Below are 16,505 nucleotides of genomic sequence, written 5' to 3' on the forward strand. Positions count from 1 at the left end.
TATGAAACTGACCATCAACCTGGCCACCAGGCGTTACGTTAACCTGCCCCAGCTGAACGCCGTGCTGGCCGCCTCCTTCGTGGTCCTCGCGCTGCTCCTGGTTTACCTGGTGCGCGAGGTGGCCAACAACCAAGTCGAGATCAACAAGATCAAGAACGAGAGCGCCGCCGCGAGCCGCGGCCCCGCCGGTGCTCCTCCCGTTCCCGCTGAGCAGATGAAGGCCCTGGAGGCGAAGATCGCCTTTGCCAATACCATCATCGATCAGAAGTCCATCAACTGGCTCGGCCTTTTGGATAAGTTGGAACTGGTGGTGCCGGCAGGGGTGGCGCTCACCACGGTGGTGCCCTCGGCTCAGGACCCGCAGTCGTTGGCACTGTCCGGGATGGCCCTCTCCTTCGGCAAGCTGCGCACGCTCTTGGAAACCATGGAACAATCCCCCAACTTCTCGGACGTGTACTTGTTGAGTCAGACCGATCGCAAGGTCGGCAACGACCAAAAAGGCTTCGCCTTCACAATCTCCTGCAAGGTCAGTAACCGATGAACTGCCAGATGCTACTCGACATGATCGCCGCTCGGCGCAAGTCCTTCGCGTTCATCGCTTTCTTGGCGCTGCTCGCCCTGGGGGTTGGGATCTATCTCTCCGCCTACCAAAAGCCGGAACTGGAAGAGGCTCAAAAGGCGTGGTTCGCCAAGCGGGATTCCCTTGCCCGCGGAGAGACCCAGGCCGATGCCACCAAGTACCAGCAGGGGATGCGCGACCTCGAAACGTTCCGCAAGCACCTGGTCGCCAAGAAAGAGTTCCCCGCCTTGTTGGAGCGACTCTACGACACCGCCAAGCACAACTCCCTGGCCCTGAACGGCATCACCTACAAGCCCGGCAAGGAGAAGGTAAAAGGGAACCGCGTGGTGACCTACGGCATATCCTTCAACGTGACCGGCAAGTATGCGGCCATCAAGAGCTTTCTCGGCGACCTCGCGCGCTACCAGGAAATGCTGGTCATCGAAAGCATCTCCCTGAGCAACAGTAGTGCGACTGAGGAAAAGGTGGATCTCAAGGTCGTGACTACGCTTTACCTGACGGAGGGGGCATGAATCGCCAGAAACTAGCGCTTTTCCTGCTGCTCGTCGCTCTCGTCGGGGCTATTGTCTACGCCTTCGTGCGCTCTCCGCGGCAGCAGCAGGTATCCGCTCTCAAGAACCAGCCCGGCGCCAAGGCCACAGTGCTCAGGAAGAAGCCGGATCTCGCCCCGAAAGCGGCAGCGCCTGCTGCCGGGGTGGTTCATCTCGAGCTGCTGGAGCGGGAGAAGCCGGGGTTTAGCGGTTTCAGGCGCAACATCTTCTCCCCCATCTTCAGAGAGGATGCGAAGCTGTCGGCCCTCAAGCTCCCGCCGCCCCCGCCGCCGTTGAAGAAACTGCCGCCGATGCCGCAGGCATTGCCGGTGGCTCCGCCGCAGGTGCCCCCGCCGCCTCCACCGCCGACCCAGGAGCAGTTGGACGAGACCGAGCTGGGCAGGTTCGTTTTCATCGGCTTCCTAAAGAAGGGGACGGAGAAGACCGTGTTCCTTTCCAAGGGGGGCGAGATCTACCTGGCCAAGAAGGGAAGCCAGGTGGGCCCGAGGTTCCAGGTGTCCAACGTCACCGATGATGCCATCACCATCAAGTCGATCCAGACTGACCGGCAACTGGTGATTCCGCTGGTAGAAAACAGGTCGCTCAACGTGCGCCGCCCCAGCACCAGTCCCAGGCCTTAAGGAGCAACTTCATGCATAGACTAAGATCGATCTCAACCCTGATGCTGCTGACCGTGGCCCTTTCCGGCTGTGCGGCGGGGCGTACCGCTTTCAGCAAGGCAGAGCAGCTCGAGCGCGAGGGGAACCTGGACGCCGCGTTGGTTAAGTATGCGGAAGTAGCCTCCAAGCACCCCGATGTCGGCGAATACCGGGTGAAGCTGATCAATGTCACCGAGGCGGCCGCCAAGGTGCACTTCAAGAAAGGCGAGGCCTTCCTCGATAACAAGAACTACGAGGAGGCTCTGAGGGAGTTCCAGAGCGCCTACGCGATGGATCCCACCTACGTGGAGGCGAAGGCCCGCGGGGATCAGGCGCTCAAGTTGAGAAACGCCCAGACCTACCTGCAGGAGGGGGCGGATTTCGAGCGGGACCACAAGCTGCGCGAGGCGATGACCTCGTACCAGCACGTGCTGCAGTTCGAGCCGGAAAACAAGGCGGCCAAGGCGGGGCTGGATCGGATCCTCGCCGGCAAGAAACAGAAGTTGGACGGTTTCGAACTGAACCTGAAGTCGACCAAGCCGATTACTCTTAAGTTCAAGGACGCGAAACTCAAGGACATCTTCAACATCCTGACCCAGCTCTCCGGGATCAATTTCGTCTTTGACGAGGGGGTGAAGGACGTCAACGTCTCGCTGCACCTGGAGAACGGCAGCTTTCAGCAGGCCATGGAACTGCTGACCGGCATGCAGAAGCTGGAAAAGAAGGTGCTCAACGAGAGCACCATCATCATCTATCCGAAGACCCCCGATAAGATCAAGCAGTACGAGGAACTCTTCGTTCAGACCTTCTACCTGAACAAGCTGGACGCCAAGAAGGCGGTCAACCTGGTGCGCACCATGCTCCAGGTGAAGAAGATCTACGTCAACGAGGAGGCCAACGCCCTGGTCATCCGCGATACCCCGGAAGTCGTCGAGGTCGCGCGCAAGATCCTGGAGGCCAACGACGTTCCCGATGCCGAGGTGCTCCTCGAGGTCGAGGTGTTCGAACTCTCCAAGAAGGACTCGGAAACCTTCGGGATGCTGCTCTCCCGTTATTCGACCTCCCTCGGCATAACCGGGCCCAATGCCCCGGCTACCGGATCTCCATTCCTCGCGGATACCTTGAGCTCCACCTCAACGACAGCGGCGGCCACTACCGGTACGACAACGACTGCGTCCACCGGGATCAACAACCTGCTTAATGTTTTCAGGATGAGAGGCTACAACGGCTGGCTCACCGTGCCCAACGCCACCTTCAACTTCGGCAAGACGCTCTCCAACGGCGAGACCCTCTCGAACCCGAAGATCCGGGTGAAGAACCGTGAGAAGGCTAAGTTCAACGTCGGCACCAGGGTGCCGATTACGACCACATCCTCCACCTCCACCGGCACCAGCGTGAACGTGCAGTACGTGGACGTCGGGGTCAAGGTGAACGCGGAGCCGACCATCCAGTTGAACAACGAGGTGTCCATCAAGCTCGGCCTCGAGGTGAGTTCGATCTTGCAACGGGACACCATTGGTACCGACCAGGCCACCACCGTCGTCACCATCGGCACCAGGAACCTCGACACCGTGCTTTCTTTGAAAGACGGCGAGACCAGCATCATCGGCGGCCTGATCCAGAAGAGCAAGACGGACAGCAAGAACAAGGTCTTCCTGCTGGGGGATATCCCGATCCTGGGGTCGCTCTTCTCCAACACCGCAGACGCCAACGACAAGAGCGAACTGCTGCTCGCGATCACCCCGCGCATCGTTCGCGGCGTGACTGTGCCCGAGAACGACGTGGCGGCTTTCTGGTCCGGTCGCGAGGACGAGCCCTCGACCAACAAGCCCTATCAGTCCTTCATCGAGCCTGAATTCGCCGATACCGCCGCTCCGGCCAAGGCAGCTCCCGCCAAGGCTGCGCCGGCCAAGGCTGCGCCGGCTAAAAAAGCCGTCCCGGCTCCTGCCGCCCCGGTTGCACCGGCTGCCCCGGGCGCCGTTCCAGCTGCTCCGGGCGTCGCTCCGGCTGCTCCAGGTGCTCCGGCTGCTGCTCCGGGTGCTCCGGGTGCTGCTCCGGTTGCCGTGCCGGCCCCTGGGGCTGAGACCCCGGCTGCATCGGGAGCTGCCGCACCGGCCGCCGCCGAGGGGGACGCCGCTGTCGAGATGTCCGCGGAGCCGGGCGCCGAAGCTGCGGCCGCCAGCCCCGCTCAACCCCCGACTCCCGCCGAGGGAGGGGCTGCTGCAAATGCTGCCGCGGCTGCGCCCAAGGAATCTCCCAAGCCGGCAGTCGCGCCGGTACCGCTTGAGAAGGCCCTGCTCGCGTTGAGCCTCCCTTCCTCGGTGAACGTGAACGACCAGTTCATGGTGCAGGTCAACGCCTCGGGGTTGAAGGATCTGGAGAAGGCGGTGTTTGTGCTGAGCTATGACCCCAAGATTATCGAAGTAGTGGCACAGACCGAAGGAGCCTTGCTCAAGGAGACCGGGAAGCCTTCGACCTTCCAGTCCTTTGCTGATAAGAAGAAAGGGGAAATTTGGATGTCCGGCAGTAAGATCGAGGGGGGGACCGGCAACGGAGTGCTGGCCCAGGTCACCTTCAAGGCCCTCGTCGAGGGGAGCAGCCCGCTTTCTTTCTCTAACACCAGCTTCACCCAGAAGGGGGGAGCACAAATCGCCGTGACGCCGTTCAAGTCGGTAGTGGAGGTAAAGTAGCCCTCGGGCTCTCGCCACATGTGGAAGATCCTTAAAGATAAAAGGGGGCTCAGCCTGATCGAGATGGTGGTGACCATGGTCATCCTCACCCTGCTCGCCTCGCTGATCGTCCCCTCGGCCCAGATGGCCTCCAAGCGGACCAAGGAACTCGAGCTGAGAAGGAACCTGCGCGAGATCAGGACCGCCATAGACGAGTACAAGAAGAATTACGACAAGGCACTCTCGGACCAGAAAACGGTGCAGGTACTGAACGCCACCGGTTACCCAAAGACCCTCGACCTGCTGGTGGAGGGGGATGACTTCGGCGGCCTGGTCAAGGAGAAGAAGAAGTTCCTGCGCCGCATCCCGAGCGACCCCTTCAACAAGGCCCAGGAGGGGGAGGCCAAATGGGGCATGCGCTCCCACGCCGACGAGTTTGACAGTACCACCTGGGGAGGCGAGGATGTCTTCGACGTCTATTCCCTGAGCAACGGCGTCGCCATCGACGGTACGAAATACAAGGATTGGTGAACCTCATGTTAAAGAGGATACTGAAAAGCCAGCGGGGTTTCACGCTGATAGAGCTGATGATCGTGGTCACCATCGTTGGCATACTGGCGGCCATCAGCGCCCCCAACTACCAGTGGGGCATCATCAAGGCGCGCGAGGCGGTGCTGCGGGAAGACCTGTACACCATGCGCTCCACCATCGACCAGTACTACGCCGACCAGGGGAAATATCCGGATACGCTGCAGGAGCTGGTGGATAACAAGAACAAGTACCTGAGGGATATACCCAAGGACCCCTTTACCAAGTCCAAAGATACCTGGGTAATCAGCGCGCCTCCCGCGACCGACACCCCCTCCGAAGGGGGAAGCGGCGGGGTCTACGACGTGCACAGCGGTTCCACGCTGGTGGGCAGCGACGGCAAGCCGTACAACGAATGGTAGTTACGAGGCTTTAGAACGATGATCCAAATGCATAATGTCTTCATGTCGTACCAGCCGGAATCGAGCGCGCTGGCCGATATCAATCTCAAGATCCCCAAAGGGGATTTTGTTTTTTTGACCGGGCAGTCCGGTGCCGGCAAGTCCACCCTGCTCAAGATGATCTACGCCGACCTCACCCCCACCCGCGGGCAGGTGCTGATCGACGGGGTCAACCTGACCCGGCTCTCTCGTGCGCAGGTTCCCCTGCTGCGCCGCTCCATCGGGGTGGTGTTCCAGGACTACAAGTTGCTCCCCAATCGGACCGTGCTCGAGAACGTCGCCATCACCCTGGAAGTGCTCGGTTGGGGTAAGCGCGACATCGGCAAGAAGGTCTACCACATCCTGAAAAGGATGGGGATTGAGGACAAGATCAACGCGACGCCTTTGCGACTTTCTGGCGGCGAGCAGCAGCGCGTGGCGCTGGCGCGCGCCCTGGTGAACGATCCCAAGATCCTGGTGGCCGATGAGCCGACCGGCAACCTCGACGACGAGAACAAGGAAGCGATCCTCTCCATCTTCAAGGAGGCCAACAACCGCGGCACCACCGTGGTGGTGGCGACCCACGACCGCCGGGTGATCGAGAACTCCCACCGCCGGGTGATCAGGCTCGACAAGGGGAGTATCGTGGAGACGCCGGATTTCTTCCCGGGGCAGGCTGCCTCGGCGTCCCCCGTGCTGGAGGTGCCCGATGTCCAAGGCTAACAAGGGTGCCATCCGCCCCAAGCTCGAACAGGAAGGGTTCTTCGGCAGGTTTTCCTATTTCACCAGCCGCGCCTTCGCCAACCTGCGCCAGAACGTCTTCGTCAGCGCCGTCACCGTGGGAACCATCGCGCTGGCGCTCCTGATCGCCTCGCTGTTTCTCCTGGTTTACGTGAACCTGGATGGCATGGCGGAAGGGTGGAGCGACAAGGTGCAGGTGACCGCCTACTTCGACCAGGAACCAGCACCCCTCGCGGTATCGGCGCTGAAGGGGAGGGTGCAGGCCATTCCCGGGACCTCCAAGGTCCTCTTCGTGAGCCAGGCCGAGGCGGAGAAGAGGCTGAGAAGCCGCCTGAAGGGACAGGAGTCGCTCCTGGAGGGGATCACCCCGGACGTGCTCCCCGCTTCGCTGGAGATCATGCTGGACCGGAGCCACCGCGACACCGAATCCGTTGCTGCCTACGTCAAAAAGTTGAAGCAGATCCAGGGGATTTCCGAGGTGCAGTACGGTGAGGAGTGGGTGAAGCGCTTCAACTCGTTCATGAACCTGTTCCGGCTCATGGGGGCGCTGCTCGGGAGCTTCCTGACCATCACCGTGCTCTTCATCGTCTCCAACACCATCAAGCTCACCATCTACGCCAGAAAGGACGAACTGGAGCTCTTGGGGCTGGTCGGTGCGACCCGGTTCTTCATCAAGGCGCCCTTCCTGATCGAGGGGATCGTGCAGGGGGCCGCGGGGGCGGTGATCTCGTTGTTGGCGCTGCTCGGTTGCTACTTCGCCTTCCTGAAAAACGCCGGTGACTTCCTCGGCATCAATCCGGCTTCTGCCGGGCTCTCCTTCCTCCCCGCCACGCACCTGGCCGGGGTGGTGCTGGGAGGGGTGCTGCTCGGGTTCATCGGCAGCGCGACCTCGCTCAAGAGGTTCATAAACGTCTAGCATGCGCCACCTAACAGCCATAATCCTGCTGGTCCTCGCCCTCCTGGCGCCTGCGCTTTGCCGTGCCGGCGCCAACGAGGAGCTGCAGAACATCAAGAAGCAGATCAAGGAGAAGAACCGGCTCATCTCGAAGACCCAGAAGGTGGAGACCAAGGTCTCGGGGGAACTGGTGCAGATCCAGAAGTCGCTGGCCGAGAAGCAGTCCAGCCTGACCGTGCTGGGGCGCGATCTCGCCGGCGTCGAGAAGGGGATCGACAAGACCCACGAGGACATCGAGCATGAGCGCCAGGAGGCGGAGCGCAAGAAGGCGCAGATCAACCGCCGCATGGCCGCGCTCTACAAGGGAGGCGATACCGGTAACCTGCGCGTTTTCTTCTCCTCCGAATCATTCCCGCAGATGAGCGAGAACCTGCGCTACATGCGCAGCATCCTCGAAAACGACAAGAAACTCTTCCAGCAGTACAGCGACAACCTGGAGCGGCTGAACAAGCTCAAGGAGCGCCTGGAGCAGGAGGCGGTCAAGAAAGAGGGGCTGCGCCGTTCCATCGAGGCGAAAAGGCGCGAGATCGAGCAGGAAAAGAGCCGCAAGGCGACCTACCTGGTCAAGGTGCGCCAGGACAAGCAGGGGTACCTTGCCTCGCTCAAGGAACTCCAGGCCAACGCGAGCCGGCTGCAGAGCATGATTCAAAGGCTTGAAGCCAAAAGTAGAAAAGCGTATAGTTCCAAAGGCCGCACCGCCAAGGGGAGCGAGCCGGCCCGCCCCGGCGTGACCGCGAAGGCCACCCCGGTTCCCAACCAGGGACTGGGCGCCCAGAAGGGGCGGCTCTCGCTGCCGGTGCGCGGCAACATCGTCGACCGTTTCGGAAGGCATAAACACCCCGAGTTCGATTCCTTCACTGTCAGTAACGGGATCTCTGTGGCAGCCCCCGCCGGCAGCGCCATTCATGCAATCTATGACGGCGAAGTGATTTTTGCCGACTATTTCAAAGGCTATGGTAATATGATCATCGTCGATCACGGCGACGGGTTCTTCAGTCTCTATGCCCACGCCTCGTCGATAGCCAAGAGGGTGGGTTCCAAGGTGGCGAAAAACGACGTCCTTGCCAGTGTGGGCGACGTTGACTCAACCAAGGGGCCCATGCTCTATTTCGAGATCAGATACCAGGGAAAACCGGTTGATCCTTCCCCCTGGTTCAGATAAGCAGGGTATCGAAACAAAATCCAGGGAGGCAAAATGTTCAAGGGCAGCAAATTCAAGAAAACAACCCTGTTTGTCACTACCGTTTCACTGCTGACGCTCGCCATCGCGTTCGGCGTGCAACGCAGATGTGCCGCCCAGGGCGGCGGCAACGACTACCAGTCCATCGAGCTGTTCACCGACGTGCTCGCCATCGTCAAGAAGAGCTACGTCGAGGAAGTGGACACGAAGAAGCTGGTCTACGGTGCCATCAACGGCATGCTCACCTCGCTCGACCCGCACAGCTCCTTCATGCCCCCCGAGACCTACAAGGAGATGAAGATCGACACCAAGGGCGCCTTCGGCGGCCTGGGTATCGAGATCACCGTCAAGGAAGGGATCCTGACCGTCATCTCCCCGATCGAGGACACACCGGCGTTCAAGGCCGGGATCAAGGCGGGGGACCAGATCCTCAAGATCGACGACAAGTTCACCAAGGACCTTACCATAACCGACGCGGTGAAGCGTATGCGCGGCGTGAAGGGGACCAAGGTCACCCTGACCATCATGCGTGAAGGGTTCGACAAGACCAAGGACTTCGTCCTGGAGCGCGACATCATCCAGGTCAAGAGCGTGAAATACAAAGTACTCGACGACGGCTACGGCTACATCCGGATCGCCCAGTTCCAGGAGAAGACCGACGACGACCTGGAGAAGGCGCTGCAGGGGCTGCAGGCCGACAAGAACCAGTTGAGGGGCCTGGTGCTGGACCTCAGGAACGATCCCGGCGGGCTCCTGGATCAGGCGGTCCGCGTCTGCGAGCACTTCGTCCCAGAAGGGAAGCTGATCGTCTACACCGAGGGGCGCGAGAAGGACTCCCAGATGCGCTTCACCTCGAGGAAGAGCCACAAGCAGGGCGAGTACCCCATCGTGGTGCTGATCAACAGTGGCTCGGCCTCCGCCTCCGAGATCGTGGCGGGCTGCCTGCAGGACCACAAGCGCGCCGTTATCATGGGCACCCAGAGCTTCGGCAAGGGTAGCGTGCAGACCATCATCCCGCTCGCCGACAACTCGGGGCTCAGGCTGACCACCGCCCGCTACTTCACCCCGAGCGGCCGTTCCATCCAGGCCAAGGGGATCACCCCGGACATCGTCGCCGAGCGCGTGGAGATCGCCCCCACCAGCGAGAAGAAGGAAGGGATGCATATCCGCGAGAAGGATCTTGAGAACCATTTCGAAGGGGACAAGAAGGGCGAGCAGGACGACAAGAAGGTGAAGCCGGCTCCCTACAAGACCGACGAGATGATCAAGAACGACTCGCAGGTGCTGCGTGCTCTCGACCTCCTCAAGGGGTGGGACATCCTGAAGAGCATGGGCAAACTCCCCTCCTAAAGAGGGCGGTTCCCGCATAGAGCAGTAAAGGGAAGGGGTGGCCATGCGGCCGCCCCTTTTTCTTTGTCCGCGGCCCCTCGGCGCAGGGGTGGGCCGGCTTGACAGCCCCCGAGGGGGTCAGTAAAGTAAACCGGTCCGTTACGGCAGTTATCCCCCCGTTCCGAGGTCATCATGATCAGGCAGACTCGCTGTCGATGGTATTGGCTGCATCTTTTCCTCGTTCTGCTGGTTCTTCCGGCTCTCCCTGCCTTCGCCTTGCCGACCCTCACCGTATCCTCACCGGCATCCGACGGCGTCTTCGTTCTGCGCGGCGAGCAGATGGACGGCGTCGCCGGCCTCGACCTCAGCATCGGCTACGATTCCGCCACGCTTGCCAACCCACGGGTTACCATGGGGAAGATGGTGCAGGGGATGATGAACGCGGCCAATCCCGGCAATCCCATCCGGCTCGCCATCGTCGGGACGAGCGGACTCAGAGGGAGCGGTATCATCGCCAGCATTGCCTTCGACCGGACCGGGAGCTCTCCCGGCGTCGTCACCCTGGTCACCGGTACCTTGATCGATACCACGGGGAAGAAGGTGGCCATGGCGCAACCACTCATCGTTAACCCTTCCGCCGTGGTAGCCGCGGATGACGGCGGCACGGCGACGGCGCCGGCCGGGCAGGAGGGGAAGGGGGAGACCGTCACGGCAGGCGCGAGCCCCGGGATGACCCGTCCGCTCATGGTCGGGGGGACGTTGACCATGCCCGGGCAGGAAGGGACGCCGGATAAAGAGATCGCCGCGACGGCCGAGGCGCAGGTGCCGGCGGAAGGTGTGCCCCTGGTCAAGAAGCGGCTGCGCACCAAGAAGGCGCAACTGGAAGGGGAGGAACCGCCGCTCGACCGGGAAGAGAACCCACCCCCTCCCGAGCGGGAGGCTACTCCGGCCCCCGAGGCCCCTGCGCCCCCGCCGAAAGTAACCCCGCCGGCTCCCATCACCAGCGTCCTGGACCGCTTCAAGTCTTTCCACGGGGAGCGCACACCGGCCAACCTGGTCGCCCTGTTTCGTCAGGACGCCCCCGTTTCCTACCAGCAGATCCCCCCGGTGGCCCTTGCCGACGGCAAGGCGACGGTGACCCTGGTGATCGCCATGACCACCGGCGAGGCCACCCCCAGTTTCACCTTCAGCGGCTGCACCTATGTCTCGCACCGACGCACCGAGGCCGGGTGGGAAATTCAGGCCAGGCCCAAGCGGGATGCGGTGAAGGCCGACGTCACCATGCTCTACAGCGGTCTGCGGCAGGAGTTCCCTCTGACGGTGGCGCCCAGGGTCGCCCTGGTGCCGGGGAAGGTGCGGCCGGTGAAGGAGAGCGATTTTGAACGCTTCCTGAGGGAGCGGGGGACCGCATCCCGCCCGCGCTACGATCTCAACAAGGACGGCCGCCGCGATTACGTCGACGACTACATCTATGCCGCCAACTACCTGGTGCGTACCGGCCAGGTGGCGCCGTAGCGCTGGTTTTGGACCACTCCCCTCCAACCTGCCGGGACATGCCCTCCTCGAGACTGTCGAAGGGGGCATTGTCATAGGTACTTATTGTTAAACAGGGGCGATGGGCAACAGCTTTCTGTTGCCGCCAGGACGACTATGGGGTATACACGACCTTCGCGGGGCGGAAAGGAGCACTTTTGACGGGAGGAGCCGATGCGGAATCTCAAGGACAAAAGTCTATTCCACCAGCTGTGCTTTATCAACGGCGCCTGGACCGGGGCTGACAGCGGCGAGACCGTCGACGTCACCAACCCGGCCACCGGAGCAAAACTGGGCACCATCCCCAAGATGGGAGGCGCCGAAACCCGCCGCGCCATTGAGGCGGCCCATGCGGCATTGCCGTCCTGGCGCGCAAGGACCGCCCAGGAACGGTCAGTGATCCTCAGGCGCTGGGCCGAGTTGCTTCTGGAGCATCAGGACGACCTGGCCGTGCTGATGACCGCTGAGCAGGGCAAACCCCTGGCCGAGGCGCGTGGCGAAACTGTCTACGCCGCCTCCTTCCTCGAGTGGTTCGCCGAGGAAGGGAAAAGGGTCTACGGGGACGTGATTCCGTCCGACCAGGCCGGCAAGCGCATCGTGGTGCTCAAGCAGCCGGTCGGGGTCTGCGCCGCCATCACCCCCTGGAACTTCCCCTCCGCGATGATCACCAGGAAGGTCGGGCCTGCGCTGGCGGCTGGCTGCACCATCGTGGTGAAGCCGGCCACGGCGACACCGTACTCGGCCCTGGCCCTCGCCGTGCTGGCCCACCGCGCCGGGGTACCGGACGGCGTCTTTTCCGTCGTCACCGGCTCCGCCTCTGCCATCGGCGCGGAGATGACCGAGAACCCGCTGGTGCGCAAGCTCACCTTCACCGGTTCCACCGAGGTGGGGAAAAAGCTGATGGCCCAGTGTGCCGGGACCGTGAAGAAGGTCTCCCTGGAATTAGGCGGCAACGCACCCTTCATCGTCTTCGACGACGCCGATCTCGATGCCGCGGTCGAGGGTGCGCTGATCTCCAAATATCGCAACACCGGTCAGACCTGCGTCTGCACCAACCGCTTCCTGGTACAGGAGGGGATCTACGACCGTTTCGCCGACAGGCTGGCGCAGGCGGTCGGCCAACTGAAGGTGGGGGATGGCCTGCAGGGGGAGACCCAGCAGGGGCCGCTGATCGACATGGCGGCGGTGGAGAAGGTCGAAGAGCATGTCGGCGACGCCCTTGCCAAGGGCGCCCGCATCGTCACCGGCGGCAAGCGCCATCCCCTGGGCGGATCCTTCTTCGAGCCGACCGTGCTCGCCGACGTGACGCCGGAGATGCACGTGGCCCGCGAAGAGACCTTTGGGCCCGTGGCGCCCCTGTTCCGCTTCCGGACTGAGGAGGAAGCAATCCGGTTGGCGAACGACACCGAGTTCGGCCTGTGCGCCTACTTCTACAGCCAGGATATCGCGCAGGTCTGGCGCGTGGCCGAGGCGATTGAGGCCGGCATCGTCGGCATCAATACCGGCCTCATCTCCACGGTGGTGGCACCCTTTGGCGGCATCAAGGAGTCCGGCATCGGCCGGGAAGGCTCCAAGTACGGCATCGAAGAATTCCTGGAGATCAAATACCTCTGCATCGGCGGCATACGGTAACGAGCTGAACAGTTCAACCACTGATAAGGACGTTAACTCCTCCCCCTCCGGGGGAGGGGGGGGTGGGACGGTATATGACAGAAGTCACGACATACAACGATGGCAAGGTGCTGCGCGGCGAGGTCGACGTGGTGCGGGAATTTCCCCTGGTGCTGCGGGTCAACGACCGTGAGATCGTGACGCTGATCGCCTCGCCTCACGACCTGCGCTTCCTGGTGGCGGGTTTCCTGCGCCTGCAGGGGGTCGTCTCGCACGTGGAGGACTTCCTGGTGTTGAGCGTGTGCAACGACTACGGTATCGCCAACGTCCGCATCAAAGGCGAAATCCCGGCGGAGCTGAAACCGGTCCTGACCTCCGGGTGCGGCACCGGCATCACCTTCTCCCTGCCGCAAGCTGCTGGCGCGAGGGGGACGGGCGCCATGGAGCAGGTTACCGTCGCAGCCATATTCGAGCTGATGAAGCAACTGGCGCTGAGCTCCGCCAAGTACAAAAGCCATGGCGGCGTCCACTCCGCGGCTATCGGCGATACTGAAGGGCGGCTGCTCCTGCACGCCGAGGACCTTGGCCGGCACAACACCATCGACCGACTGGCAGGTGAGGCCTTGTTGAAGGGGATCCCCCTCTCCGGCACCATGCTGGCCACTTCCGGCCGTGTTTCGGCGGAACTGGCCGCCAAGGCTGCGCTTCTCGGCGTCGGCGTCATCGTTTCCCGCACCTCTCCCACCGATATGGCCATCCGCATCTGCGAAGAGGCCGGCATCACCCTGGTCGGCTACCTGCGTGGTACCAGGTTCAGCGCCTATACTCATTCAGCCCACATTTTATTTTCTTAACGGTCTGCCTTCTCTCACCACGACTGACTTCCGCTGATTCCAGATAAAACGCCACAGTAACAACTCTTTCGCCGCCGATCCATGCCTTTTCACAGGCACTTTCAACAATTGACAAAAGAGGGTAAAAATTGTATACAGTATCCGTTCAAATGAAGCATCAGCTGACAGAAGACTTTTGATAACTTCCGTAAATAGCTGCACATTATCTAGGAGGAATCATGATCGAAGCGTATCTGAAGCAAGAGGCAGAAAGAAAGGCACTCGGTATCCCTGCGAAGCCGCTCGACCCTGAGCAGACCGCGGAACTTTGCAAACTCTTGGAAGCACCCCCGGCAGGCAAGGAGGAGTTCCTGCTCCACCTTCTGAAGGAAAGGGTCTCCCCGGGCGTCGACCCGGCTGCCGAAGTCAAAGCCGGTTTCCTGGCTGGCATCCTGGCAGGCTCCAAGAAGTCCCCGCTGCTTTCCAAAAAAGACGCGGTCCAGATCCTGGGCACCATGCTGGGTGGCTACAACGTGGCCCCGCTGGTCGGAGCCCTGAAGGACGCTGAAGTTGCCGAAGAGGCCGTCAAGGCTCTCTGTGGCACCACCCTCGTCTACGATGCCTTCGACGAAGTCTTCGCACTCTCCAAGTCCAACGCCGGCGCCAAGAAGGTGCTGGAGTCCTGGGCCAACGCCGAGTGGTTCACCTCCAAGCCGGGCCTGCCGGAGACCGTGAAGGTGAAGGTCTACAAGGTCGAAGGCGAGATCAACACCGACGACTTCTCCCCGGCGGGCGACGCCTGGAGCCGTCCGGATATCCCGCTGCACGCGCTCGCCATGGGCAAGACCCGCTTCCCGGACGGCAACGCTACCATCGCTAAGTTCAGGGCTGACGGCTTCCAGGTCGCCTTCGTGGGCGACGTCGTCGGCACCGGTTCCTCCCGTAAGTCCGCCTGCAACAGCGTGCTCTGGCACATCGGCCAGGACATCCCGGCGGTTCCGAACAAGCGTCGCGACGGCATCATCATCGGCGGCGTCATCGCACCGATCTTCTTCAACACCGCGCAGGACTCCGGCGCGTTCCCGATCAAGACCGACGTGACCAAGATGAAGACCGGCGATGTCATCGTGATCAACTCCAAGAAGGGTGAGATCACCACCGAAGGCGGCGAAGTGCTTTCCACCTTCAACATCGCTCCCAACACCCTGTTCGACGAGTTCCGCGCCGGCGGCCGCATCCCGCTGATCATCGGCCGCGCTCTCACCGACCGCGCCCGCAAGGCCCTTGGCCTCGCACCGACCGACGTCTTCACCCTGCCGGTGAACCCGGTCCCCAAGGCTGGCCAGGGCTACTCGCTGGCACAGAAAATGGTCGGCAAGGCCTGCGGCGTCACCGGCGTCCTGCCCGGCACCGCGTGCGAGCCGAAGATGACCACCGTCGGTTCCCAGGACACCACCGGCCCGATGACCGCCGACGAACTCAAAGAACTCGCCTGCCTGAAGTTCCTGGCGCCGATGTTCATGCAGTCCTTCTGCCACACCGCCGCTTACCCGAAACCGGCCGACGTCAAGATGCACAAGACCCTGCCGCAGTTCATCATCGAGCGTGGCGGCGTGCCCCTGAAGCCGGGTGACGGCGTCATCCACTCCTGGCTGAACCGTCTGCTGGTTCCGGACACCGTCGGTACCGGTGGCGACTCCCACACCCGTTTCCCGATCGGGATCTCCTTCCCGGCGGGTTCCGGCCTGGTAGCCTTCGCAGGCGCGCTCGGCTTCATGCCGCTGGACATGCCTGAGTCCGTGCTGGTCCGCTTCAAGGGCAAGTTCAACCCCGGCATCACCCTGCGCGACGCGGTCAACGCGATCCCGTACTGGGCCATCAAGCAGGGCCTTCTCACCGTGCCCAAGAAGAACAAGGTCAACATCTTCAACGGCCGCATCCTGGAGATGGAAGGTCTTCCGGAGCTCTCCGTCGAGCAGGCCTTCGAGCTGACCGACGCCGCCGCCGAGCGTAGCGCCGCCGCCGGTTGCATCAAGCTCTCCGAAGCGTCGGTAGCCACCTACCTCCGCTCCAACGTGGCCCTCATGAAGCAGATGATCGCCGACGGCTACCAGGATGCACAGACCCTGCAGAACAGGATCGATGCAGCCAACGAGTGGCTGAAGGCACCGAAGCTTCTCGAAGCAGACGCCAACGCAGAGTACGCAGCGGTCATCGAGATCGATCTTGCCGAGATCACCGAGCCGATCCTCGCCTGCCCGAACGATCCGGACGACGTCAAGCTCCTCTCCGAGGTTGCCGGCACCCAGATCCACGACGTGTTCCTCGGTTCCTGCATGACCAACATCGGCCACTTCCGCGCCGCTGGCGAGATCTGGAGGGGCCAGAAGTTCAACCCGAACGTCCGCACCTGGATCTGCCCGCCGACCCGCATGGATCAGGCAAAGCTCAAGGACGAGGCGTACTTCTCGGTTTACAGCGCCATGGGCGCCCGTGTCGAGATCGCCGGCTGCTCGCTGTGCATGGGTAACCAGGCCCGCGTGCCCGATGGTGTGAACATGTTCTCTACCTCGACCCGTAACTTCGACGACAGGATCGGCAATGGCGCCAAGGTATTCCTGGGCTCCGCCGAACTCGGCGCCGTCACGGTCAACCTGGGCAAACTCCCGACCCCGGCCGAGTACCTGGCCGTGTACAAGGAGAAGGTCGAGCCCAACAAGGCCAACGTGTACAAGTACCTCCAGTTCGACGAGATGTAATCAGAGCTGGTAGCAGCACAATAAGAAAGGCCCGCCGGGAAACCGGCGGGCCTTTCTGTTTTTAGCTCCCCTCCCTTGACGGGCCTGCGCGCCGTAGCGCTTCTGTCCGTGGAGGCGGGAGGGGCTGGGGGGGGATGACAGTGCGGGGAGGGGGGGAG

14 protein-coding genes are annotated in these 16,505 nt (G+C 62.2%); all 14 read left to right on the forward strand.

All coding sequences use genetic code 11. The annotated features are described in order from the left end of the window. The first annotated feature begins 1 nt into the window (after position 1). The 14 genes from JFN90_RS11075 to acnB all read left to right on the forward strand — a co-directional run bounded on the left by JFN90_RS11075 (position 2) and on the right by acnB (position 16,347). A complete protein-coding gene (locus tag JFN90_RS11075; protein WP_199395176.1) occupies positions 2-541 on the forward strand; it encodes a PilN domain-containing protein in 540 nt (179 codons plus the stop codon). Further along, complete coding sequence (gene pilO, locus JFN90_RS11080) at positions 538-1,092, forward strand: type 4a pilus biogenesis protein PilO (protein ID WP_199395177.1); 555 nt, start codon at positions 538-540, stop codon at positions 1,090-1,092. The genes JFN90_RS11075 and pilO overlap by 4 nt, the downstream gene beginning before the upstream one ends. Further along, on the forward strand, positions 1,089-1,751 hold the full coding sequence (locus JFN90_RS11085; RefSeq protein ID WP_199395178.1) for a type II secretion system protein PulP: 663 nt from the start codon (positions 1,089-1,091) through the stop codon (positions 1,749-1,751). Before pilO ends, JFN90_RS11085 begins: the two co-directional genes overlap by 4 nt. A gap of 11 nt (positions 1,752-1,762) precedes the next feature. Then, positions 1,763-4,459 (forward strand): cohesin domain-containing protein, encoded by a 2,697-nt coding sequence (locus JFN90_RS11090; protein WP_199395179.1) that lies wholly within the window; start codon positions 1,763-1,765, stop codon positions 4,457-4,459. Between the two features lie 18 nt (positions 4,460-4,477). Further along, entirely contained in the window at positions 4,478-4,969 is a 492-nt protein-coding gene (locus JFN90_RS11095) for a type II secretion system protein (protein ID WP_199395180.1), read from the forward strand. 5 nt (positions 4,970-4,974) lie between these two features. Beyond that, on the forward strand, positions 4,975-5,388 hold the full coding sequence (locus JFN90_RS11100; protein WP_199395181.1) for a type IV pilin protein: 414 nt from the start codon (positions 4,975-4,977) through the stop codon (positions 5,386-5,388). 18 nt (positions 5,389-5,406) lie between these two features. After that, entirely contained in the window at positions 5,407-6,129 is a 723-nt protein-coding gene (ftsE, locus tag JFN90_RS11105; protein WP_236018953.1) for a cell division ATP-binding protein FtsE, read from the forward strand. Then, complete coding sequence (ftsX, locus tag JFN90_RS11110; protein WP_199395182.1) at positions 6,116-7,063, forward strand: permease-like cell division protein FtsX; 948 nt, start codon at positions 6,116-6,118, stop codon at positions 7,061-7,063. Before ftsE ends, ftsX begins: the two co-directional genes overlap by 14 nt. A 1-nt stretch (position 7,064) precedes the next feature. Next, on the forward strand, positions 7,065-8,264 hold the full coding sequence (locus tag JFN90_RS11115) for a murein hydrolase activator EnvC family protein (RefSeq protein ID WP_199395183.1): 1,200 nt from the start codon (positions 7,065-7,067) through the stop codon (positions 8,262-8,264). A 33-nt stretch (positions 8,265-8,297) separates the two neighbouring features. Further along, entirely contained in the window at positions 8,298-9,632 is a 1,335-nt protein-coding gene (locus tag JFN90_RS11120; protein WP_199395184.1) for a S41 family peptidase, read from the forward strand. A 171-nt stretch (positions 9,633-9,803) separates the two neighbouring features. After that, entirely contained in the window at positions 9,804-11,126 is a 1,323-nt protein-coding gene (locus JFN90_RS11125; protein ID WP_199395185.1) for a cohesin domain-containing protein, read from the forward strand. A 192-nt stretch (positions 11,127-11,318) separates the two neighbouring features. Next, positions 11,319-12,776, forward strand: coding sequence for an NADP-dependent succinate-semialdehyde dehydrogenase (gabD, locus tag JFN90_RS11130; protein WP_199395186.1), 1,458 nt, complete (start codon positions 11,319-11,321; stop codon positions 12,774-12,776). Between the two features lie 74 nt (positions 12,777-12,850). Then, entirely contained in the window at positions 12,851-13,609 is a 759-nt protein-coding gene (gene fdhD / locus JFN90_RS11135; protein ID WP_199395187.1) for a formate dehydrogenase accessory sulfurtransferase FdhD, read from the forward strand. Positions 13,610-13,827: 218 nt separating this feature from the next. Further along, positions 13,828-16,347, forward strand: coding sequence for a bifunctional aconitate hydratase 2/2-methylisocitrate dehydratase (gene acnB / locus JFN90_RS11140; protein ID WP_199395188.1), 2,520 nt, complete (start codon positions 13,828-13,830; stop codon positions 16,345-16,347). Positions 16,348-16,505: the final 158 nt, after the last annotated feature.

Source organism: Geomonas propionica, assembly GCF_016458235.1.
Lineage (GTDB): Bacteria > Desulfobacterota > Desulfuromonadia > Geobacterales > Geobacteraceae > Geomonas > Geomonas propionica.